The sequence below is a fragment of the Micromonospora halophytica genome, assembly GCF_900090245.1.
GTDB lineage: Bacteria > Actinomycetota > Actinomycetes > Mycobacteriales > Micromonosporaceae > Micromonospora > Micromonospora halophytica.
On the sequence record NZ_FMDN01000009.1, the window covers coordinates 14504 to 34468 of the forward strand.

Sequence of the window (19965 nt, forward strand, 5' to 3'; positions counted from 1 at the left end):
CCTCGGGGACCGCGCACCGGCGGCGCAGGAAGCGGGCAGATCGTGATCAGCATCCACACCGAACCGCAGCCGAGCGACCTCGGCGACGTGCGGGTGACCAACCGGGCGGTGGTCCTGCGGCATGTCCGCCGGCACGCGCCCTGCTCGCGCGCCGACATCGCCGCGCACACCGGCCTCAACAAGGCCACCGTCTCCAGCCTGGTGACCGAGCTGATCGACCGCCGGCTGCTGCGCGAGACCGGGCTGACCGAGAACCGGGTCGGCCGGCCGGCCACCATGCTCGTCCTCGACGGCGAGCCGTACGCCGCGCTGGGCATGGAGATCGGCGCCGACGAACTGGTGGTGGTCGCCGTCGACCTGGGCGGCAACCGCCTGCTGACCTGGCGGCGCGCCTTCGCCGCCCCGTCGGCCTCCCCCACCGAGACGATCCGCGCGCTCGCCGGCCTGGCCCGTCGGGCGGTCGGCCGGGTCACCGGCCAGGGACGCACCGTGCTCGGCCTCACCGTCGGCGTGCCCGGCCTGGTCGACACCACCGGAGCGGTGCCGCTGGCAGCCGCGCTGGGCTGGCAGGACGTCGCGATCACCAGCGAACTGCGCACCGCGCTGCGCGACCCCGGCTTCACCGTGGCCGTCGACACCGACGCCAACCTCGCCGTCCTCGCCGAACAGCGCCACGGCGCGTACGCCGGCACGGCCGACCTGGTCCACCTCACCGGCGGTGTCGCGGTCGGCGCCGGGGTGCTCGCCGGTGGCCGGCTGCTGCGCGGCAGCCGCGGCTTCGCCGGCGAGATCGGGCACGTGCCGCTGGATCCCGCCGGTCCGCGGTGCAGCTGCGGGCGACGCGGCTGCCTGGCGACGCTGACCAGCCTGCCCGCGGTGATCCGCCGCCTGCTGCCCGACGCCGAGAACGACGGCCCGGTGCTCGACTGGCTGCCGGAGGTGGAGCGCGTCCTGACCCTGGCCCGGCAGGAGGATCCCGCCGTCGTCGGCGGACTGGCCGAGATCGGCCGGCACCTCGGGCACGGGGTGTCCGTGCTGGCCAACCTGCTCAACCCGGAGGCGGTGGTGGTGGGCGGCCACTTCGCGACCCTGGGGCCCTGGCTGCTGCCGGCCGCCCGGGCCGAGCTGGCCGCCCGCACGCTCGCCCCCGACGCCGGTGGCTGCCACCTCGACGCCAGCACGCTCGGGCCGACGGCCACCGCCCTCGGCGGCGCCACCGCCGCGCTCGCCTCCGTCGAGGCGGGACGCCTGCCCGTGCCCTGATCCCACGTACCCGTCCCTCCGCGACGGCCGTCGCTCGCCCGGCAGGGACGCGGCGGCCTCTTGACCGGACCGGTCCCGTGGTGCCAACCTCGAACGGCCGTCTCGTCGTTCGGGCACCCGGGGCGGCATGTTCCACGCAGTCGTCGAAGCGCTTCACCGCTTCCGGGCCGGCGACCGCCACCACCCTCCTGCACCGCGATGCGGCACGCTTCCACGACGCTCGTCGAAGCGCTTCGACCGACGAGTGTCGCGCCCGTGCCGGGTCAGCCCCACGGAAGGTACGACCACCATGACCGACAGCCCCGCCCCGTCCCCCCGAGCCCGGATCGACGACCTGCTGGCCCGACTCACCCTGCCGGAGAAGATCGGACTGCTGCACCAGTGGCAGGCCCCGGTCCCCCGCCTCGGCCTGCCCGCGTTCCGCACCGGCACCGAGGCGCTGCACGGGGTGGCCTGGCTCGGCGAGGCCACCGTCTTCCCCCAGGCGGTCGGGCTGGCCAGCAGCTGGAACCCGGACCTGGTCCGGGCGGTCGGCGCGGCCGTCGGCGACGAGGTGCGCATCAAGCACCAGGCCGACCCGCAGCGGGTCGGCCTGAACGTGTGGGCGCCGGTGGTGAACCCGCTGCGCGACCCCCGGTGGGGACGCAACGAGGAGGGCTGGTCGGAGGACCCGTGGCTGACCGGCCGGCTGGCCACCGCGTACGCCCGGGGGCTGCGTGGCGACCACCCCCACCGGCTGCGTACCGCGCCCACCGTCAAGCACTTCCTCGGCTACAACAACGAGACCGACCGGGCCACCACCTCCAGCGACCTGCCGCCCCGGGTGCTGCGCGAGTACGAACTGCCGGCGTACCGGGCCCCGCTGGAGGCCGGCGCGGCGGTAGCCATGATGGCCTCCTACAACCTCGTCGACGGGGTGCCGGCACACCTGAGCCCGCTGATCGAGACCGAACTGCGCGAATGGGCCGACGACGAGGTGATGGTGGTCGGCGACGCCGGGGCGGCCGGCAACATCGCCGGTGTGCAGGCGTACCTGCCCGACCACGTCGAGGGCTTCGCCGCCGCCCTGCGCGCCGGCATCGACAACTTCACCGAGGACGACGCCGACCCGGCGCCCACCGTCGAGCGGATCACCGAGGCGCTGCGCCGGGGCCTGCTCACCGAGTCCGACGTGGACCGCGCGGTACGCCGGATCCTCAGTGTCCGGATCCGCCTGGGCGACCTCGACCCGCCGCACGCCGACCCGTTCGCCGGCGTCTCCCCCGACGTGCTCGACTGCCCGGCGCACCGGGAACTGGCCCGCGAGGCCGCCCGCCAGTCGATCGTGCTGCTGCGCAACGACGGGCTGCTGCCGCTGACGCCCGCGCCGCAGCTACGGATCGCGGTGCTGGGGCCGCTGGCCGACGCGGTGTACGAGGACTGGTACAGCGGCACCCCGCCGTACGCGATCACCGCGTACCAGGGGCTGGCCCGGCGGCTGCCGACGGTCACCACCCACGACGGCGCCGACCGGATCGCGCTGCGGGTCGGGGAACGCTACGTGCACTGCCCGGACACGCCCGAAGGCGGCCCGCTCACCCTCGGCGCCGAGGCCACCGGGTTCGACGTGTTCGACTGGGGCCGCGACATCCTGGCCCTGCGGGCGGTCGGCAACGGCCGGCACGTCGGCGCCGACGACGACGGCGCGCTCGCCAACGACCGTCCCGGCCCGGGCGAATGGGTGGTCCGGGAGACGTTCCGCTTCCGTCCCGGGCCCGACGGCACGACCCTGCTGCACCACCTGGCCACCGACCGGTACGTCACCGTCGACGCCGACGGGCGGCTGCGCGCCGACGCGCCGGGCCCGCAGGCCGCCACCGGCTTCACCGTCGAACTTCTCACCGACGGCGCCGCCGAGGCCGCCGCGTTGGCCGCCGCGGCGGACGTGGCGGTGGTGATGCTGGGCAACCACCCGATGGTCAACGGACGGGAGACCGAGGACCGCCTCGACCTGGCCCTGCCGGCCGCTCAGGAGGCGCTGCTGCGCGTCGTGCACGCCGCGAACCCGCGCACCGTGCTGGTGGTGACCAGCAGCTACCCGTACGCGATCGGCGCCGCGCAGGAGGGCCTGCCGGCGGTGCTGTGGTCGGCGCACGGCGGGCAGGAGCACGGCGCGGCGCTGGCGGCGGTCCTGCTCGGCGAGGCCGAGCCGGGCGGCCGGCTCACCCAGACCTGGTACGCCGACGCGGCCGAACTGCCCGACCTGCTCGACTACGACATCATCGGCGCCGACGCCACCTACCTGTACCACCGGGGTGACCCGCTGTACCCGTTCGGGCACGGGCTCAGCTACACCCGGTTCGACTACGCTGGGCTCCGGTTGAGCGCGACGGCGGTGACCGCCGGCGAGGAGGTCGAGGTGCGCTGCGAGGTCACCAACACCGGCGACCGCGCCGGCGAGGAGGTCGTGCAGCTCTACACCCGGCAACGCCGCTCCCGGGTCAAGCAGCCCCTGCGGCAACTGCGCGACTTCACCCGGATCAGCCTCGCCCCCGGCGAGCGGCGCACGGTCACCCTGCGGCTGCGCACCGACGAGCTGCGCTGGTGGGACGAGACCCGTGGCGGGTACGTGGTGGAGGACGCCACGCACACCCTGATGGTCGGCCGGTCCGCCCGCGACGTGCGGCTGCTCGGCGCGCTGACCGTGCGGGGCGAGCAGCCCGCCGACGGCCACCGGGCCCCGGCGGTCGCGGGACGGCGACCGTGACCGGGTCGCCGGGGCGCCCGTCGCCCGGCCAGGTCACCATCGCCGACGTGGCCCGGCACGCCGGGGTGGCGGCGAGCACCGTGTCGTACGTGCTCAGCGGCAAGCGGGCCATCTCCGAGCTGACCCGCGCCCGGGTGCTGGCCAGCATCCGGCTGCTCGGCTACCACCCGAACGCCGGGGCGCGCGCCCTGGCCAGCCGTCGGGCCAACGTGATCGCGCTGGTGCTGCCGCTGCGCTCAGGCATGCAGGTGCCGGTGGTGATGCAGTTCGCCACGGCGGTGGTCACCACCGCCCGCCGCTACGACCACGACGTCCTGCTGGTCACCTCCGACGAGGGGCCGGCCGGGCTGCGCCGCATCGCCGCCAGCGCCCTGGTCGACGGCGTGCTGCTGATGGACGTGGAACTCGACGACGCGCGGGTACCGCTGCTGCGGGAACTGGCCCTGCCCAGCGTGCTGATCGGTTTCCCCGCCGAGGCCACCGGGCTGACCTGTGTGGACCTGGACTTCCACCGGGCCGGCGCGGCGTGCGTGGCGCACCTGGCCGGGCTGGGCCACCGTCGGGTCGCCCTGCTCGGCGCGCCCGCGGCGGTGTACGAGCGCGGCACCGGCTTCGCGCACCGCACCCGCTCCGGCGTGGTGGAGGCCGCCGAGCTGCAGGGCGTGCAGGTGGTGACCCTGCCCTGCGAGGAGGGCGCCGCCGACGTGCGGCGGACCCTGACCGCGCTGCTGGCCGAACACCCGGACGTCTCCGCCTTGATCGTGCAGAACGAGGCCGCGGTCGGGCCGGTGCTGGCCACCCTGCCGACGTTGGGCCGGCAGGTGCCGCGGGACGTGTCGGTGGTGGCCATCTGCCCGGACCCGTTCGCCGAGCAGAGCGGCCCGATGCTCACCAGTGTGCCGGTGCCCGCCGAGGAGATCGGCCGGCAGGCGGTGGCGCTGCTGATGAGCAAGCTGCGCGACGAGCAGGTGCCGGAGGCGACGCTGCTGCAGCCGCGGCTGACCGTGCGCGACAGCACCGCCGCCACCCCGGCGGTGCACGCCGCCGGCGGCCACTGACCGGCGCGGAAGGACCGTCGATGACGGACAGCCTGCCCGCGTCGGCCCACCGCATCTGGGATCCCGCACCCGCCGCGAGCTGGGAGGACGCGTTCCTCGCCGGCAACGGCGAGTACGGGATCATGGTGTGCGGCGATCCGCACGCGGAACGCATCATCGTCAACCACCACCGGTTCGTGCTGCCCAACGGCACCCACGACGCCCGAGCGCCCGAGCTGGCCGAGCAGTTGCCCCGGATCCGGAAGCTGGTGCTCGCCGGTCGGCGGACGGAGGCGGCCCGCCTGCTCACCGGCGGCCGGGAGCTGCAGTGGACGCAGTCGTACCATCCGGGCTTCGCGCTGACCGTCGACGCGGCGGATCCGGTCCCGGCGCGCGACTACCGGCGGCGCACCGAGTTCGACACCGGGCAGGTTGTCGTCGAGTGGGCGGGCGGGCGACGCCGCTCGTTCGTCTCCCGCGCCGACGCGATGATCGTCACCGAGCTGGACATGGGCGACTGCACGGTCGGGGTCACCGGCGAGCTGCCCGGCCGCCCCGCCGACGTGCGCTACACGTACGCCGCGTACCGCCGGGGTGATCTGGTCCTGCTGCGGGTGCGGGGGCACTACCCGCAGGTCGGCGGCGCGTACGGCTTCGAGGGGCTGACCCTGCTGCGCGGCGACGTCACGCTCGACGGCGACCGGGTGGCGGTACGCGGACCGGCGCTGCTGACCACGGTGCTCGACCGGGTGGGCGACCCGCGCTGGCGCACCGGGGAGTTGGCGGATCGGCTGTCGGCCGTCGACGGCGACTACGACACCCTGCTGGCCCGCCACCTGCCACGGCACGAGGTGCCGTACCGGCGGGTCAGCCTGGACCTGGGGGTGCCCGCGGCGCAGCGGGAGCTGCCGGTCGGTGAGCTGCTCGCCCGGCAGCGGGCCACCCCGCACACGCCGTTGCCGGCGCTGCTGGAGCGGCTCTTCCACGCCGGCCGGTACCTGCTGCTCAGCGCCAGCGGGGAGCTGCCGCCCCGGTTGACCGGGCTGTGGCTCGGCTCGTGGGACGCCGCGTGGGCGGGCGACTTCACCACCGACGCCAACGTCAACCTGCAACTGGCCGGCGCGAACGTCGGCGCGCTGCCGGAGGTCACCGCCGCGCACGCCCGGCTGGTGGCGGGTCAGCTCGACGACTGGCGGCGCAACGCCCGGGCCGTGTACGGGGCGCGGGGGCTGCTCGCGCCCAGCCGCACCGACGGCGAGCACGGGCACCTGTTCCACGTGCACCCCGACTGGCCGTTCACGGCGTGGCTGGCCGGCGCGGACTGGCTGCTGTTCCCACTGTACGAGCACCACCTGGTGACCGGTGAGCCGCTCGGCGAGGTGGCCGGCTGGCTGGCCGAGGCGGCCGACTTCTTCACCGACGTCCTCACCGTCACCGACGACACCGGCACGGTGGTGCTCGTGCCGTCGTACTCGCCGGAGACGGGTCCACCGGACGCCGACGGGCGGCCCGCCCCGGTGGCCGTGAACGCCACGATGGACGTCGCCGCCGCCCGGCACGCCCTGCGGGTGGCCGCCGAGGTGACCGGTGCGCACCGGTGGGACGAGCTGCGCGGCCGGCTGCCGGCGTACCGCATCGACGAGCGGGGAGCCCTCGCCGAGTGGGCCTGGCCGGGCCCGCCCGCCGACGAGGAACACCGGCATGTCAGTCACCTCTACCCGGTGTGGCCGCTGGGCGAGATCGACCCCGACGACACGCCGGACCTGGCCGCCGCCGCCCATCGGGCGCTCACGCTGCGCGGCGACGAGAACCTGTCGGCGCACGGCAGCCTGCACCGGGCCCTGGGAGCCGCCCGGCTGCGCGACGGTGCCCTGGTCGGGGTGAACCTGTGCAAGATCCTCGGCAACGACATGTTCTTCCGGTCGTTGATGAGCTCCCACAACCCCGGGCTGGTCACCTACAACGCCGACGCCGCGCACGCCCTGCCGGCGGTGCTGATCGAGTCGTTGGCACAGGCCAGGCCGGGTGTGGTGCGGCTGCTGCCGGCGGTGCCGCCGGGGTTGGAACGCGGCACGTTGCGCGGGGTGACGCTGCCGGGGCGGATCACCGTGCAGGAGCTGTCCTGGCAGCCGGGCCGTCTCACGGCGCGGCTGGTGTCGGCGCTGACCCGGAGCGTCGAGGTGCGCACCCCGTACGACACGGCGACGCTGCGGCTGCCCGCCGGGGTGCCGGTGCGGGTCGCGCACACGTCGGACGGCGGGTGAGCCGGCTACCGTCCCGGGTCGCGGTGCCGCCGCACCATGCCGGCCGCCAGCGACGCGCCGTCGAGGTCACCGGCCGCGATCCGGGCCGCGACGGTACGCCGTACGAGCCGGTCGGCCAGCGCCGGCGCGTGCCGGGCCAGGGCCATCTCCAGACGTCCCCGCCGGGTGGTGGCGACGTCGCGCAGCGCCCGCCGGGCGGTGGCCGCCCGCAGGATCGCCGCGACGACCCCGTCGACGGGCTCCAGCCGGGACACCCCCTGCAGTGACAGCCCGGCCCGGGCGGTGCTGTCGTGGATCGGGGAGGCGACCATGCTGGGGTAGACGACGCTGACCCCGACGTGGGTGCCGACCTCCAGGCGCAGCGCGTCGGCGTACGCGACGAGGGCCCGCTTGCTCACCCCGTACGCGGCGGCCAGCGGCAGCGGCAGCACGGCCATCCGGCTGGCCACGAAGATCACCCGCCCGCGGGCGGCGACCAGGTCGGGCAGGGCGGCGGCGGTGGTCCGCCAGGCGGCGAGCAGGTTCACCTCCAGCTGCGCCCGCACCGCTTCGTCCGGGGGCAGCTCCGCCGGGGCGGGCCCGCCGACCCCGGCGTTGTTGACCAGCAGGTCCAGTCCGCCGAGGCGCTCGACGGCGGCGCGTACCGCCGGTGGCACGGCAGCCGGGTCGGTCAGGTCGCAGCCGATCACCGGAGTCCGGGCGGTGGTGTCCGGGTGCCGGTCCAGGCCGACGACCTCGGCCCCGGCGGTGTGCAGCGCGGCGCACAGGTGCCGGCCGAAGGTCCCCTGGGCGCCGGTGACGAGCACCCGGCGGCCCCGCAGGCCGGTCACGGACGCACCTGCGCGCCGGTGAAGAGCACGCCCTCGCCCCGGGCGGCGCGGCGGACGCCTTCGGTCAGTTCCCGGCCCAGCAGCGCCAGGTACGCGTCGAAGTCGACCCGCATGGCGGGGCGGCGGTCGCCCCAGCGGTCGACGGCAGCGCGCAGTTCGGCGCGGATGTCGGCGTGCTGGCGTGCCGGGTCGGGCAGCGCGTACGTGCCGGCCAGGTGCGCGGCGACCAGCCGGGCCTGCGCCTCGACCAGCGGGAAGGCGGCGCCGGTGGACTGCATCAGCCCGACGAACGCCAGCCCGGGCACATCGGGGTGGAAGACGTGCCGGTACAGCGGCAGGGTGTCCGCGCCGTCGCCGAGCAGCGCCGGGTCGAGGAACGGCACCTCCACCCGGTAGCCGGTGCACCAGATCACCAGGTCGATCTCGTCGCTGCGCCCGTCGGTGAAGGTGACGGTGTCGCCGTCGAAGCCGGTGACGCCGGGGCGGACCTCGATCTCGCCGTGGGTGAGCCGGGACAGCAGCCCGTCGGAGAGGGTGGGATGGTCCTGCAGGAAGCCGTGGGTGGGGGCGGGCAGGCCGTAGCGCTGTGGTGGGCCGACGGTGGCGGCGAGCATCCGCTGGCTGATCCGCTGGCGCAGCCGCCACGGCAGCCGGCGGGCCAGGGCCCCGTTGAGGGTGTCCGACGGACGCCCGAGCAGGTACTTCGGCACCACCCAGACGCCTCGGCGCAGCGACAGCAGGGTGCGGGCGGCGGCGTACGAGGCGTCCACCGCGATGTCCATGGCGGAGTTGCCGCCGCCGACGACGAGGACCCGCCGGCCGGCGAGCTGCTCCGGACCCCGGTAGGCGTGACTGTGCATCTGTCGCACGGTGCCGGTGGGCACCTCGGGGGTCTTCGGGACCCGGTTGTGCCCGTTGGCGACGACGACGGCGTCGACGGTGATGCGTACCGGGCCGTCGGGGGTGTCGGCGTGCACGTGCCACCGGCCGCCGGTCTCGGGGACCACCCGGTCGACGACGTGCCGCAGCCGGATCGACCCGTGCAGGTCGAAGCGGTCGGCGTAGTCGCCGAGCCAGCCGGCGACGCGGGTGTGGTCGGGGTAGTCGGGCCAGTGCGCCGGCATCGGATGGTCGGCGAACTGGGTACGGGCCTTGCTGGTGTTCAGGTGCAGCGTGCGGTACGCCGGCGACCCGGCCGCGCCGAAGACCCACAGGCCGCCGACGCGGTCGCCGGCCTCGAGGCAGACCGCGGGCACGCGTGCGTCGGCGAGCGCCTTGAGGGTGGCCAGTCCGGCGGCGCCCGCCCCGATGACCGCCACGACCGGCTGCCCGCTCATCGCCACTCCCCTCCGCCATAATCCAACGACTGTCGGATAATGGCCGGGGCGCAGCGGCACGTCAAGAGCCCGCCGCTGCGTACAGCCCGTCGAGGAAGCGGTGCACGAAGGCGCGGAACTCGCGGCGTTCCCGCGCCGGGGAGCCGTCCGAGGCGGCCAGGGCCACCACGTGCCCGTGCACCGCCCACACCAGGCTGCGCACCGAGACGTGCGGGGTCGGCTCGACCAGCGCGCCACTGGCCGCGGCGGCGGTGAGCAGGTCGGTGACCAGGCGGTACAGCGGCGCGGCGTAGCGCTGGTCCAGCTCGGCGTGCCGGTGCGGCTCCAGCCAGCGGCGCAGCCACAGCGCGGTGGTCTCCGGCCGGTCCTCCAGGAAGTCCACGAAGACGTCCACCAGGTCGTGCAGGGCCCGCAGCGCCGCCGCCGGCCCGGCGTCCAGGGCCGCCCGGGCGTGTTCGGCCGCCGCCTCCAGGGCCTGCCGTTCCGCGGCGAAGACCCGGGCGAAGCAGGCGTCGTAGAGCTGTGCCTTCGTACCCGTGTGGTGCGAGACCGTGGCCACGTCGACGCCGGCGGCGGCGGCGACCTCCCGCAGCCCGACGGCGTCGAAGCCCCGCTGCGCGAACAGCGCGGTCGCGGCGGCGAGCACCGCCTCGCGGGTGTCGCGGCTCTGGTCGCGGCGGGGCCGGCCCGGTCGGCGGCGGGGCATGGTCATGGCGACCATTCTGCCCCTACAATCCAGCATCCGTTGGATTGGCGGGCGACGCGCCCGGGACAGGAGGCGGCGATGAGCGGGCCCGACCAGCAGACGGCCGCCCTGCCCCGCGGACCATTGCTCGGGTTCGCCGCCGGCTCGCTCGGCATGGGCGTCTGGGTGACCGTGCCCGGCCTGCTGCTGCTGTACTTCCTCACCGACGTGCTGGCCGTCACCCCGTGGCTGGCCGGCCTGGCGCTGCTGCTGCCCAAGGTCGCCGACGTGCTGCTGCACCCGTGGATCGGGCACCGCTGCGACGTCGAGCAGGCCCGCCGGGGCGACCGGCGGCGGCTGCTGCTGCTCGGCTGCGTGCTGCCGGTCGCCTTCGCCGCGCTGTTCGCCGTGCCCGGCGGGCTGACCGGCGCCCCGGCGGCGGCGTGGGTGGCGGTGGCCTTCGTCGCCGGCAACCTGCTCTTCGCCGCCTACCAGGTCCCCTACCTCGCCACCCCCGCCGACCTGCGGATCGGTTATGACGAGCGGACCCGGCTGATGGCCTTCCGGATGGTGGTGCTGACCCTCGGCATCCTCGTCTCCGGACTGCTGGCGCCGCTACTGACCGGCGGCGACACCGCCACCCGCGGCGGCTACCAGCGGATGGGGGTGCTGCTGGCCGTCGGCATGCTCGCCGCGATGCTGGTCGGTGTGGCCGGCATCGCCCGGCTGCGCCGCAGCGCCGCAGCGCCGGCCGCCGGGCACACCGGTGGCTGGCGGGCGTTGGCGGCGGCCCTGCGGGACCGGCAGTTCCGCTGGCTGGTCGCCGCCTACCTGGCGATGTCCACCACCACCCACCTGGTGCTGGCCGGGGTGCCCTACTACGCCGAGTACGAGCTGGGCCGCCCGGGGCTGACCACCGTGCTGGTGGCCGCGTTCGTCGCCCCGGCCCTGCTGGTCACTCCCGGCTGGCTGGTGGTGGCCCGCCGGTTCGGCAAGCAGCGGGCCCTGCTCGCCGCGCAGGGCGCGTTCGCCGTCGGCGCACTGGTCCTCGCGGTGGGGCGCCCGGCCGGGCTGCCGGTGCTCATCGCCGCGGTGGCGGTGCTCGGCGTCGCGTTCGCCGGCATGCAACTGCTGCCGTTCTCGATGGTCCCGGACGTGATCCGCGCCGGCACCGGCGCCGCCGGCACCTACACCGGGGTGTGGACGGCCACCGAGGCCACCGGCGCGGCGCTGGGCCCGTGGGCGTACGCACTGTGCCTGGCCGCCGGCGGGTTCGTCGCGTCCGCCGCCGGCGAGAGCGTCGTCCAACCGGACTCGGCGCTGGCCGCGATCCGCTGGGGCTTCGGGTTGCTGCCCGCCGCGGCGATGCTGGTGGCGCTGCTGCTGCAACGCCGCTACACCCTCGACGGCGCGGCCCGCGCCGCGGACCGGCCGGTCGGTGCCGCGCACTAGACTTTCGCCTCGATGGACGCCCAGCCCGCCCCCGCCGAGACCCGCCCCTGCGCACACTGTGGACGCGACGTGCCACAGCGGGCCGGCGCGGGCCGGCCGTTCCGGTACTGCCGGGACAACGACGGCGCCTGCCAGCGGGCGTCGCGCAACTCCCGGATGCGTCACCGCAACGCCCCCGGCCTGCCCGGTCAGGTCGCGCGCACCTGGGAGGCGGTGGACCGGCTCGACCAGATCGTGGAGACGCTGACCGAGGCGCTGCACGCCGAGCTGTCCCCCGTCGGGGTCGAACGGCAGCTCGCCCAGCTCCGCGCGGAGACCGCCGCGCAGGTCGCCCAGGCGCACACCGAACGCGACGAGGCCCGCGCCGACGCCGAGGCCGCGAGCGCCGACGCGGCCCGTGCCCGACAGGAGGCCCGCCTCGCCGTCTCCGACCGCGACGCCGCGAAGGCGCAGGCCCAGCAGGCCGACGCCCGGGCCGACGCCGCCGAACAACGCGTGCTGCGGGCCGAGACCGACGCCGACACCGCCCGCCGTGACGCCAGCGCCGCGCAGGCGTTGCGGGTGCAGGCCGAACGCGACCGGGACGCCGCCCGCCACGAGCTGCGGGGCCTGCGCGCGGAGCGGGACAGTGAGCGGCAGCGCGCCGCCGACCTGACCGTCGCCCGCGACGCCGCGGCCGCCGACGCGCAGCGGGCCACCGCCGCGGCCGCCGAGGCCCTCGCCCGCGCGCAGCAGGCGGGCGCCGACGCGGCGGCGGCGCGGGCCGACGCCGACCGGCACGCCGGCGAGGCCCGGCAGGCCCGCGCGGCCGCCGAGGCGGCGACCCACGACCGTGACGCCGCGCGCGCGGACGCCGCGCGGATCCGCGAGGAGGCCGCCGCGACGGCGGCGCGGGCGCGGGAGGAGGTGGCCGCCGCGCTCGGGCAGCGCGAGGCGATCACCGCGGAGCTGGCCGCGTCGCGGCAGGCCGGCGCCGCCGCGCAGGCCCGCCTGGCCGAGTTGGAGGTACGCCTGCGCGCGGCCGAGGCCGACGCCGACGCCGCCCAGCATCGCGCCGCGCAGCTCGCCGACCAGGTCAGCGACCTCGCGGCGGCGCTGGCCCGGCTCGGGACGCCGGCTCAGGCCGGCTGAGCCGGGGCGGCCCGCACCTCGACGCGGGTGTCGTGGAAGGTCGGCCCGCCACCGAGGTCGGTGTCGCGTACGGCGGTGACCGCGTTGACGGTGCTGCCGCCGGGGCTCAGCCGCGCCCAGTACGCCTTGTAGGTGAACGCCAGCCCGGGGCGGGTGGCGTCGTCGACGGCGACGGTGGCGAGGAACTCGCCCCGGTCGTTGTGCACCCGGGCGGTGTCGCCGTCGGCGAGGCCCCGGGCGGCGGCGTCGTCGGGGTGCAGGTGGATGCGCGGCGGGCCGGTGCGTTCGAGGTGCCAGGGCTGCGACGCGAAGGTCGAGTTCATCAGGTACCGGCCGGCCGGGGAGATCAGCGCCAGGGGGAACCGGCGGGCCAGCTCGGTGTCGCCGGCCTCGGCGGGCGGGGTGTAGCCGACGAGCGGGTCGACGCCCTGGGCGGTGAGCTGCGGGTCGTACAGCCGGGCCCGTCCGTCGCGGGTGGGGAAGTCGCCCTTGGCGTACGGGGCGGTGCCGACCTCGACGCCGGTGGCCCGCGCGTACGTGGCCTCCGCCAGTTCCTCGTAGCTGACGCCGCTGCCGTCGAGCAGTTGCCGGGCCAGGTCGGTGTCGCTGTCGCGCAGCCGGGGATGCTCCAGTCCGAGGGCGGCGGCGATCCGCCGGAAGATCTCGGTGTTGGGCAGCGCCTGGCCGGGCGCGACGGTCGCCGGCAGGTTGAGGGTGGCGTAGTGGTGGCCGTAGGAGGTGTGCAGGTCGAGGTGCTCGGGCTGCATGGTGGCCGGCAGCACCACGTCGGCCCAGTCGCAGGTGTCGGTCCAGCGCTGTTCCAGCACCACGGTGAACAGGTCCGCGCAGCCCAGCCCCTGCCGCAGCCGGTTCTGGTCGGGGACGGTGGCGGCGGGGTTGGCGTCGAAGACCACCAGCGAGGTGACCGGCGGGTCGGCCTCGCCGGTCAGCGCGGCGGCGAGCCGGCTCATGTTGATCGACCGGGCCGGCGGGGCGGGCATGTCCGCCGGGCGGGCCACCCGGTCGGTGTCGATGCGGTGGTGTCCGCTGGTGGTGACCAGGACGCCGCCGCCCGGGTGCCGGAAGTCGCCGGTGACCAGCGGGATGGCCGCGATGGCGCGGACCGCCTGCCCGGCGCCGGCGTGCCGTTGCAGGCCGAGGCCGACGCGGATGGCGGTGGGGCGGGTGGTGGCGATCCGTTCGCCGAGGCGACGCAGCACGTCGACGTCGAGGCCGCACACGGCGGCGGCCCGGTCGAGCGGCCACTCGTCGAGGCGGGCCTGCAGCCGGTCCCAGCCGGTGGTGTGCGCGGCGAGCCACTCGGTGTCGGCGGCGCCGAGGTCGCGGATGTGGCGCATCAGCCCGAGGGCGAGGGCGGCGTCGGTGCCGGGCAGCGGGGCGACGTGTTCGTCGCTGCGGGCGGCGGTGTCGGTGCGCAGCGGGTCGACGGTCACCACGTACGCGCCGCGGCGGCGGGCCTCGGCCACGAACGGCCAGTGGTGCAGGTTGGTCGACAGCAGGTTCGCCCCCCACAGCACGATCAGCTTCGCCTCGACGACCGACTCGGGCTCGAAGCCGACGGATCTGCCGTAGATCGAGGCGAGGGCGGCGCGGGCGGCGGCGGTGCAGATGGTGGTGCGCAGCCGGGACGCTCCGAGGTGGGCGAAGAGCCGCGGTCCCATCGTCCAGCCCTGCACCAGGCCCATGGTGCCGGCGAAGTAGTACGGCAGAACCGACTCGGGTCCGTGCCGGTCGATGCCGGCGCGCAGCCCGTCGGCGACCCGGGCCACGGCCTCGTCCCAGCTCGCCGGCCGGTACGACACCGGGCCGACCCCCTTCGGGCCGACCCGCAGCAGCGGGGTGGTGAGCCGGTCGGGGCCGTTGACCGCGTCGAGGTAGCGGTTGACCTTGCCGCACAGCGCGCCCCGGGTGAACGGGTGCCCGGGGTCGCCGCGCAGCGCCACGGCCCGCCCGTCGGTGACGGTGAGCTGCCAGGCGCAGGTGTCCGGGCAGTCCAGTGGGCAGGCGCCGGGGTGCACGGTGGTGGTGGGGGCCATGCCGCGGATGCTATCGCCGTCGGGTGCTGACGCACCTCCCCCGCAGGTGGCAGCTCAGTGGATGCCGGCCATCAGCCGGGAGACGTGCCGGCCGGCCATCATCGCCCCGAGGCCCAGCACCACCGAGGCCAGCCCGAAGGTGAGGAAGTACGTCGGTTCGGGCCAGGTCTCGGCCAGCCGGGCCACCTGGCCACCGATGGCGTCGCCGACGGCGGTGGCGAGGAACCACAGGCCCATCATCTGGCTGGCGTACTTGACCGGGGCGAGCTTGGTGGTGGCGGACAGGCCGACGGGGCTCAGCGACAGCTCACCGGCGACCTGGATGGCGTACACGGCGATCAGCCACCACGGGGAGACCAGGTCCCCGCCGACGGCGGCCTGCGCGGCGGCGGCCATCAGCACGAACGACAGGCCGTTGAGGACGAGACCGACGGCGAACTTCACCGGGGTGGAGACCCGGTGGCCCAGGCGCAGCCACAGCCAGGCGGCCAGCGGCGCCCCGATGATGATCAGGATCGGGTTGACCGACTGCAACCACGAGGCGGGGAAGGTGAAGCCGAGCACGTCGCGGTCGGTGTTGTCGGCGGCGAAGATGTTCAGCACCGACCCGGCCTGGTCGTAGATCAGCCAGAACGACGCGGCGAAGACGAACAGCCACAGGTACGCCTTCATCCGCAGGCGTTCGGTGCCGCTGATCTCCCGGTCGGTGAGGATCCGGGCGAAGTAGCCGACGGTGATCACGACGGTGGCGACGGTGAGCAGGTTGACCACGCTGTTGACGGTGAACAGTCCGGCGACGGCGAGCCCGGCCAGGACGAGCGCCAGCGCCAGCGTGCCGAGGCCGATGCGCCTCAGCGCGCGGCGGCGGTCGGCGCCGAGCAGCGGATCGGCGGGGCGGGCGCCGGCGTCGCCGAGGTGGCGTCGGCCGAGGACGTACTGCAGCACGCCGAAGGTCATGCCGATCGCGGCGGCCCCGAACCCCAGATGCCAGTTGATCTTCTCGCCGAGGAAGCCGCAGACCAACGGGGCGATGAACGCGCCCAGGTTGATGCCCATGTAGAAGATGGAGAACCCGGCGTCGCGGCGTGGGGAGTCCCGGTCGTACAGGTCGCCGACCATGGTCGAGATGTTGGGCTTGAGCAGGCCGGTGCCGAGCACGATCAGGGCCATCCCGGCGAAGACGCTCCACCGGGTGGGGATCGCCATCACGTAGTGCCCGACGGCGATGACCACCCCGCCGGCCAGCACGCTGCGGCGGGCGCCGAGCAGCCGGTCGGCGATCCATCCGCCGGGCAGTGCCATCAGGTAGACCATGGCGTTGTAGGTGCCGTAGACGGCGCTGGCGGTGGACTCGCGCAGGCCGAGGCCGTCATCGGCGATTGCTGCGGTCAGGTACAGCACCAGGATGGCCCGCATGCCGTAGAAGCTGAACCGCTCCCACATCTCGGTGAGGAACAGGGTCGACAGCGCCCGCGGGTGACCGAGGAAGGTCTTCTGGCCGGGCCGTCGGGCGTCGACCGGCGCGTCACTGCTCATCGTCACCTCCGGCACATCTGGGGCGGCTAACATCCCCGATGAGCGCCGAAACACGCATACCGTTCGACCCGGCCGGGGACGACCCCGCCGGGTACCGGTCCTGGGCGGCTACCCTTGCAGGGGCCACCGGGCCGGTCACCCACCCCGGGGCGGGAATGCCCCGGCGGCGACGGGCCGTTAGAGACCGAGAAGACCAGCACCACGAACGAGGGGAAGTCGATCATGGGCGAGCGTATGCTGCGCGGAAGCCGTCTGGGCGCGGTCAGCTACGAATCCGACCGCAACACGGAGCTCGCGCCGCGTCAGACCCGCGAGTACCTGTGCGCCAAGGGCCACCAGTTCGAGGTGCCGTTCGCCGTCGACGCCGAGGTCCCCACGACCTGGGAGTGCAAGTTCGACGGCAGTGTCGCCCGCCTGGTCGACGGCACCGAGCCGGAGCAGAAGAAGGCCAAGCCGCCGCGTACCCACTGGGACATGCTGCTGGAGCGCCGCTCCATCGCCGAGCTGGAGGACATCCTCGCCGAGCGGCTGCAGGAGGTCCGCACCCGCCGCGGCCGCGCCTGAGCGAGCACGACGAAGCCCCCGGGAGCCCGTCCTCCCGGGGGCTTCGTCGTGCTCACGCTCAGCCCTGCCGCGGCTCCACGATCTCGCCCTCGATGGCCTGAGCGCCGTCGAGGACCACCGGCTCGTCCGCCGCGGCCGGCGGCTGCGGGTCACCCCGGCGCACCCGCACCGTACGCGGCCCGAACAGGTCACCGGCGACCATCGACGACACCCGCCGCTCGGTGGCCCGTTGCACCCCGGCGCGGGCCAGCCGGCGCACCGGCGGCACCAGCAGCAGCAACCCCACCGCCCCGCTGACCAGGCCCGGGGCGGCCAGCAGCAGCGCACCCAACAACCCCACCAGCCCGTCGGTCACCTGCCGCCCCGGCGGCTGCCGGGACTCCACCGACGCCCGGAACCCCCGCCACGCCCGCATCCCCTCGCGGCGCAGCAGCACCAGCCCCAGCAGCGACGCCGCGAACGCCAGCAGCACCGCCGAGCCGAACCCGATCGCCCGGCCCACCCCGACGAACACCACCAACTCCAGCACCACCGCCAGCAGCAGGGCCAGCGGCACGAACCTCAGGTATCGGCGCATCTCACCTCATCCGCGTCGTACGGCACCCGCTCACCGGACCCGGGGCGGAAACCCGCCCCTCCAGCATGACACGCCCGGCACTCACGGCCACCGGTCATGTCCGGCCCGACCCCGCCGCACCCCACGGTCACGCAACCCCCACGTGGTGATCCGCCACAACGCCTCCGCGACGATCAGCGGGCTCATCTTGCTCGCGCCGCGTTCCCGCTCGGCGAACGTGATCGGCACCTCCACGATCCGCACCCCCGCCCGGTGCGCCAGCCGCGACAGCTCCACCTGGAACGCGTAGCCCTGCGAGCAGACCGACTCCAGCGCCATCGCCCGCAACGCCGCCGTGCGGTACACCCGGTACCCGCCGGTGGCGTCGGTGACCGGCATGCCCAGCGCCAGCCGCGCGTACAGGTTGCCGCACCGCGACAGCAGCAGCCGCCGCAGCGGCCAGTTCACCACCTTCGCCCCACCGGTCCACCGCGACCCGATGACCACGTCGGCGTCACGGGCGGCGGCCAGCAGCGTCGGCAGGTCCTCCGGGGCGTGCGAGCCGTCGGCGTCCATCTCCACGACCGCGTCGTAGCCCCGCTCACGCGCCCACGCGAACCCGGCCAGGTACGCCGCGCCGAGCCCGTTCTTGCCGGGGCGGTGCAGCACGTGCACGTGCCCGTCGGTCGCGGCCATCGCGTCGGCGAGCGCGCCGGTGCCGTCGGGGCTGTTGTCGTCGGCGACGAGGATGTCCACCGCCGGAGCGACGGCGCGGACCCGCCGCACGATGTCGGTGACGTTGTCGGCCTCGTTGTAGGTGGGGATGACCACCAGCACCCGCCCCACCCCGTCGATCGGCACGCTCACCGCACCCCTTTCGCGTCTGCCCCGGCGGACTACCCGCCGGCGCGTGCGCGGCGACGCGTCGCAGCCGCGGCCAGCAGCAGCGCCACCGCCAGCCCGGTCAGGGCCACCTCCGGCCACACCCCGGCCCGGGTGGCCGGCGTACGCCCGTCGGCGAGAGCCACCTGCAGCAGCACCACCGCGCGGGTGTTGAACCCGGTAGCGCCGCTTACCCGCCCGTCGGGGGTCACGAACCCGGACACTCCCACCGTGGAGGCCATCAACGCCCCGCGCCCGTGCTCGACGGCCCGCAGCCGCACCATGGCCAACTGCTGGCGGGCCTCGGCCACGTCGAAGGTGGCGTTGTTGGTCTGCACCACCAGCAGTTGCGCCCCGCCGTCGACGGTGTCACGCACCAGCCCGTCGTAGGCGACCTCGAAGCAGATCACGTCGCCGAGCACCGCCGGGCCCGAACGCACCACCCCGGGGGTGTCCCCGGCGACGAAGTCGTTGCGGACCAGGTCGACCTGATCGGTGACCATCCGGGCGATGCTGCGCAGCGGCACGTACTCGGCGAACGGCACCGGGTGGCGTTTGGTGTACAGCTGCGACAGGTCCGCCCCGCTGCCCGGACGCCACAGGATTCCCGCGTTGCGCACCTGCCCCCGCCCGGGACCGAGCAGCACCGCCCCGACCAGGATCGGCGCGTCGATCGCGTCAGCGGCCCGGGAGATCCGCGCACCGGCGGAGGCGTTGCGCAGCGGGTCGATGTCGGAGGAGTTCTCCGGCCACACCACCAGGTCCGGGCGGGGCTGCTCCCCGGCGTCGACCCGGGCGGCCAGCTCCAGGGTGGCGTCGACGTGGTTGTTCAGCACCGCCTGCCGCTGGGCGTTGAAGTCCAGACCCAGCCGGGGCACGTTGCCCTGCACGATCGCCACCGTCACCGTCCGGCCGGTGCCGGTGGCGCCGGTGGGCAGCAGCAGCGCCACGCCGGTGACGGCGAGCGCGACGGCGGTCGACGCCGCGACCGGCGCCCACGCCCCCGGCGTACGGCCCGGCCAGCGCCGCCACAACGCGGCGGCCAGCAGCCCACCGACCAGCGCCGCGGCGAACGTCACCAGCGGCGCGCCACCGAGCCAGGCCAGCCGCAGCAACGGGGAGGTGTCCTGACTGAACGCCAACCGGCCCCACGGGAACCCGCCGAACGGGGTACGCGAACGCAGCGCCTCCTGCGCCACCCACAGCAGCGCGGTCAGCAGCGGCCACGCCCACCGCCGCCGGTCGGCCAGCGGCGACACCCACGCCGTCGCCGCGCCGAGCAGCGCCAGGTAGCCGGCCTGCAGCAACGACAGCAGCACCCACGGCAGGTAGCCGGTGTGCAGGTTGGTCCACTCCAGCATCGGCGCGAACAACGCCACCCCGGTGAGGAAGCCCAGGCCGGCGCCGGCGCGCAACCGCCGCCGGTGCGCCGCGACGGCCAGCAGCGCCACCCCGAGCGGCGCCAGCGGCCACAGCCCGTACGGGGGGAACGCCAGCAGCATCGTCAGCCCGGCCACCACCGCCGCCGGCACGGCCCACCGCAGCGGCATCGCGCGCGGGGCGTCGTCGCGGCGTACCACCTCGGTGGTACGCGTCTCATCCCGGTCGAGCGTCGTCACCGGCAC

15 protein-coding genes are annotated in these 19965 nt (G+C 75.4%); 7 read left to right on the top strand and 8 right to left on the bottom strand.

Annotated elements, in window-relative coordinates; all coding sequences use genetic code 11:
• Window positions 1–42: 42 nt before the first annotated feature.
• The 4 genes from GA0070560_RS14400 (at window position 43) to GA0070560_RS14415 (ending at window position 7310) form a co-directional block, all read left to right on the top strand.
• On the top strand, window positions 43–1263 hold the full coding sequence (locus tag GA0070560_RS14400; protein ID WP_245675518.1) for an ROK family transcriptional regulator: 1221 nt from the start codon (window positions 43–45) through the stop codon (window positions 1261–1263).
• 289 nt (window positions 1264–1552) lie between these two features.
• Window positions 1553–4009: a glycoside hydrolase family 3 C-terminal domain-containing protein gene (locus tag GA0070560_RS14405; protein ID WP_091296576.1), complete on the top strand. Its 2457-nt coding sequence runs from the start codon at window positions 1553–1555 to the stop codon at window positions 4007–4009.
• Window positions 4006–5067 carry a LacI family DNA-binding transcriptional regulator gene (locus tag GA0070560_RS14410; RefSeq protein WP_091296579.1) on the top strand — a complete coding sequence of 354 codons (1062 nt, stop codon included), beginning with the start codon at window positions 4006–4008 and terminating at the stop codon, window positions 5065–5067. The genes GA0070560_RS14405 and GA0070560_RS14410 overlap by 4 nt, the downstream gene beginning before the upstream one ends.
• A gap of 20 nt (window positions 5068–5087) precedes the next feature.
• Window positions 5088–7310 carry a glycosyl hydrolase family 95 catalytic domain-containing protein gene (locus GA0070560_RS14415; RefSeq protein ID WP_091296582.1) on the top strand — a complete coding sequence of 741 codons (2223 nt, stop codon included), beginning with the start codon at window positions 5088–5090 and terminating at the stop codon, window positions 7308–7310.
• Window positions 7311–7315: 5 nt separating this feature from the next.
• On the opposite strand, the gene GA0070560_RS14420 is transcribed toward GA0070560_RS14415, so the two are convergent.
• From GA0070560_RS14420 to GA0070560_RS14430, 3 genes are all read right to left on the bottom strand, one after another.
• Window positions 7316–8140 carry an SDR family NAD(P)-dependent oxidoreductase gene (locus GA0070560_RS14420; RefSeq protein ID WP_091296585.1) on the bottom strand — a complete coding sequence of 275 codons (825 nt, stop codon included), beginning with the start codon at window positions 8138–8140 and terminating at the stop codon, window positions 7316–7318.
• Window positions 8137–9477, bottom strand: a complete 1341-nt coding sequence (locus GA0070560_RS14425; protein ID WP_091296589.1) for a flavin-containing monooxygenase — start codon at window positions 9475–9477, stop codon at window positions 8137–8139. The genes GA0070560_RS14420 and GA0070560_RS14425 overlap by 4 nt, the downstream gene beginning before the upstream one ends.
• Before the next feature lie 61 nt (window positions 9478–9538).
• A complete protein-coding gene (locus tag GA0070560_RS14430; RefSeq protein ID WP_091297074.1) occupies window positions 9539–10183 on the bottom strand; it encodes a TetR/AcrR family transcriptional regulator in 645 nt (214 codons plus the stop codon).
• Between the two features lie 78 nt (window positions 10184–10261).
• Here GA0070560_RS14430 and GA0070560_RS14435 point away from each other — a divergent pair, with 78 nt between their 5' ends.
• Together GA0070560_RS14435 and GA0070560_RS14440 are read left to right on the top strand one after the other, a co-directional pair.
• Window positions 10262–11614, top strand: coding sequence for an MFS transporter (locus GA0070560_RS14435; RefSeq protein WP_091296592.1), 1353 nt, complete (start codon window positions 10262–10264; stop codon window positions 11612–11614).
• A 12-nt stretch (window positions 11615–11626) separates the two neighbouring features.
• The gene (locus GA0070560_RS14440) at window positions 11627–12745 is read left to right on the top strand and encodes a hypothetical protein (protein WP_091296595.1); all 1119 of its coding nucleotides are present in this window, start codon (window positions 11627–11629) and stop codon (window positions 12743–12745) included.
• Here the strand turns inward: GA0070560_RS14440 and GA0070560_RS14445 are convergent.
• A complete protein-coding gene (locus GA0070560_RS14445) occupies window positions 12733–14802 on the bottom strand; it encodes a molybdopterin-containing oxidoreductase family protein (protein WP_091296598.1) in 2070 nt (689 codons plus the stop codon). The genes GA0070560_RS14440 and GA0070560_RS14445 overlap by 13 nt on opposite strands.
• A gap of 54 nt (window positions 14803–14856) precedes the next feature.
• Window positions 14857–16338, bottom strand: coding sequence for a peptide MFS transporter (locus GA0070560_RS14450; protein WP_091297077.1), 1482 nt, complete (start codon window positions 16336–16338; stop codon window positions 14857–14859).
• Between the two features lie 222 nt (window positions 16339–16560).
• On the opposite strand from GA0070560_RS14450, the gene GA0070560_RS14455 reads away from it, so the two are divergent.
• A complete protein-coding gene (locus tag GA0070560_RS14455; RefSeq protein WP_007070998.1) occupies window positions 16561–16902 on the top strand; it encodes an RNA polymerase-binding protein RbpA in 342 nt (113 codons plus the stop codon).
• A gap of 58 nt (window positions 16903–16960) precedes the next feature.
• On the opposite strand, the gene GA0070560_RS14460 is transcribed toward GA0070560_RS14455, so the two are convergent.
• The 3 genes from GA0070560_RS14460 to lnt all read right to left on the bottom strand — a co-directional run bounded on the left by GA0070560_RS14460 (window position 16961) and on the right by lnt (window position 19890).
• Entirely contained in the window at window positions 16961–17479 is a 519-nt protein-coding gene (locus GA0070560_RS14460) for an FxsA family protein (protein ID WP_091296600.1), read from the bottom strand.
• Window positions 17480–17560: 81 nt separating this feature from the next.
• On the bottom strand, window positions 17561–18325 hold the full coding sequence (locus GA0070560_RS14465; RefSeq protein ID WP_091296604.1) for a polyprenol monophosphomannose synthase: 765 nt from the start codon (window positions 18323–18325) through the stop codon (window positions 17561–17563).
• Between the two features lie 29 nt (window positions 18326–18354).
• Window positions 18355–19890 (bottom strand): apolipoprotein N-acyltransferase, encoded by a 1536-nt coding sequence (gene lnt, locus GA0070560_RS14470; RefSeq protein ID WP_170839419.1) that lies wholly within the window; start codon window positions 19888–19890, stop codon window positions 18355–18357.
• Window positions 19891–19965: the final 75 nt, after the last annotated feature.

Bases quoted from the DNA above. Each gene is read 5' to 3' on its own strand.
- GA0070560_RS14405 (WP_091296576.1), top strand. From the start codon at position 1,553: ATGACCGACAGCCCCGCCCCGTCCCCCCGAGCCCGGATCGACGACCTG.
- GA0070560_RS14415 (WP_091296582.1), top strand. From the start codon at position 5,088: ATGACGGACAGCCTGCCCGCGTCGGCCCACCGCATCTGGGATCCCGCA.
- GA0070560_RS14425 (WP_091296589.1), bottom strand. From the start codon at position 9,477: ATGAGCGGGCAGCCGGTCGTGGCGGTCATCGGGGCGGGCGCCGCCGGA.
- GA0070560_RS14430 (WP_091297074.1), bottom strand. From the start codon at position 10,183: ATGCCCCGCCGCCGACCGGGCCGGCCCCGCCGCGACCAGAGCCGCGAC.
- GA0070560_RS14435 (WP_091296592.1), top strand. From the start codon at position 10,262: ATGAGCGGGCCCGACCAGCAGACGGCCGCCCTGCCCCGCGGACCATTG.
- GA0070560_RS14440 (WP_091296595.1), top strand. From the start codon at position 11,627: ATGGACGCCCAGCCCGCCCCCGCCGAGACCCGCCCCTGCGCACACTGT.
- GA0070560_RS14445 (WP_091296598.1), bottom strand. From the start codon at position 14,802: ATGGCCCCCACCACCACCGTGCACCCCGGCGCCTGCCCACTGGACTGC.
- GA0070560_RS14450 (WP_091297077.1), bottom strand. From the start codon at position 16,338: ATGAGCAGTGACGCGCCGGTCGACGCCCGACGGCCCGGCCAGAAGACC.
- GA0070560_RS14455 (WP_007070998.1), top strand. From the start codon at position 16,561: ATGGGCGAGCGTATGCTGCGCGGAAGCCGTCTGGGCGCGGTCAGCTAC.
- GA0070560_RS14460 (WP_091296600.1), bottom strand. From the start codon at position 17,479: ATGCGCCGATACCTGAGGTTCGTGCCGCTGGCCCTGCTGCTGGCGGTG.
- lnt (WP_170839419.1), bottom strand. From the start codon at position 19,890: ATGCCGCTGCGGTGGGCCGTGCCGGCGGCGGTGGTGGCCGGGCTGACG.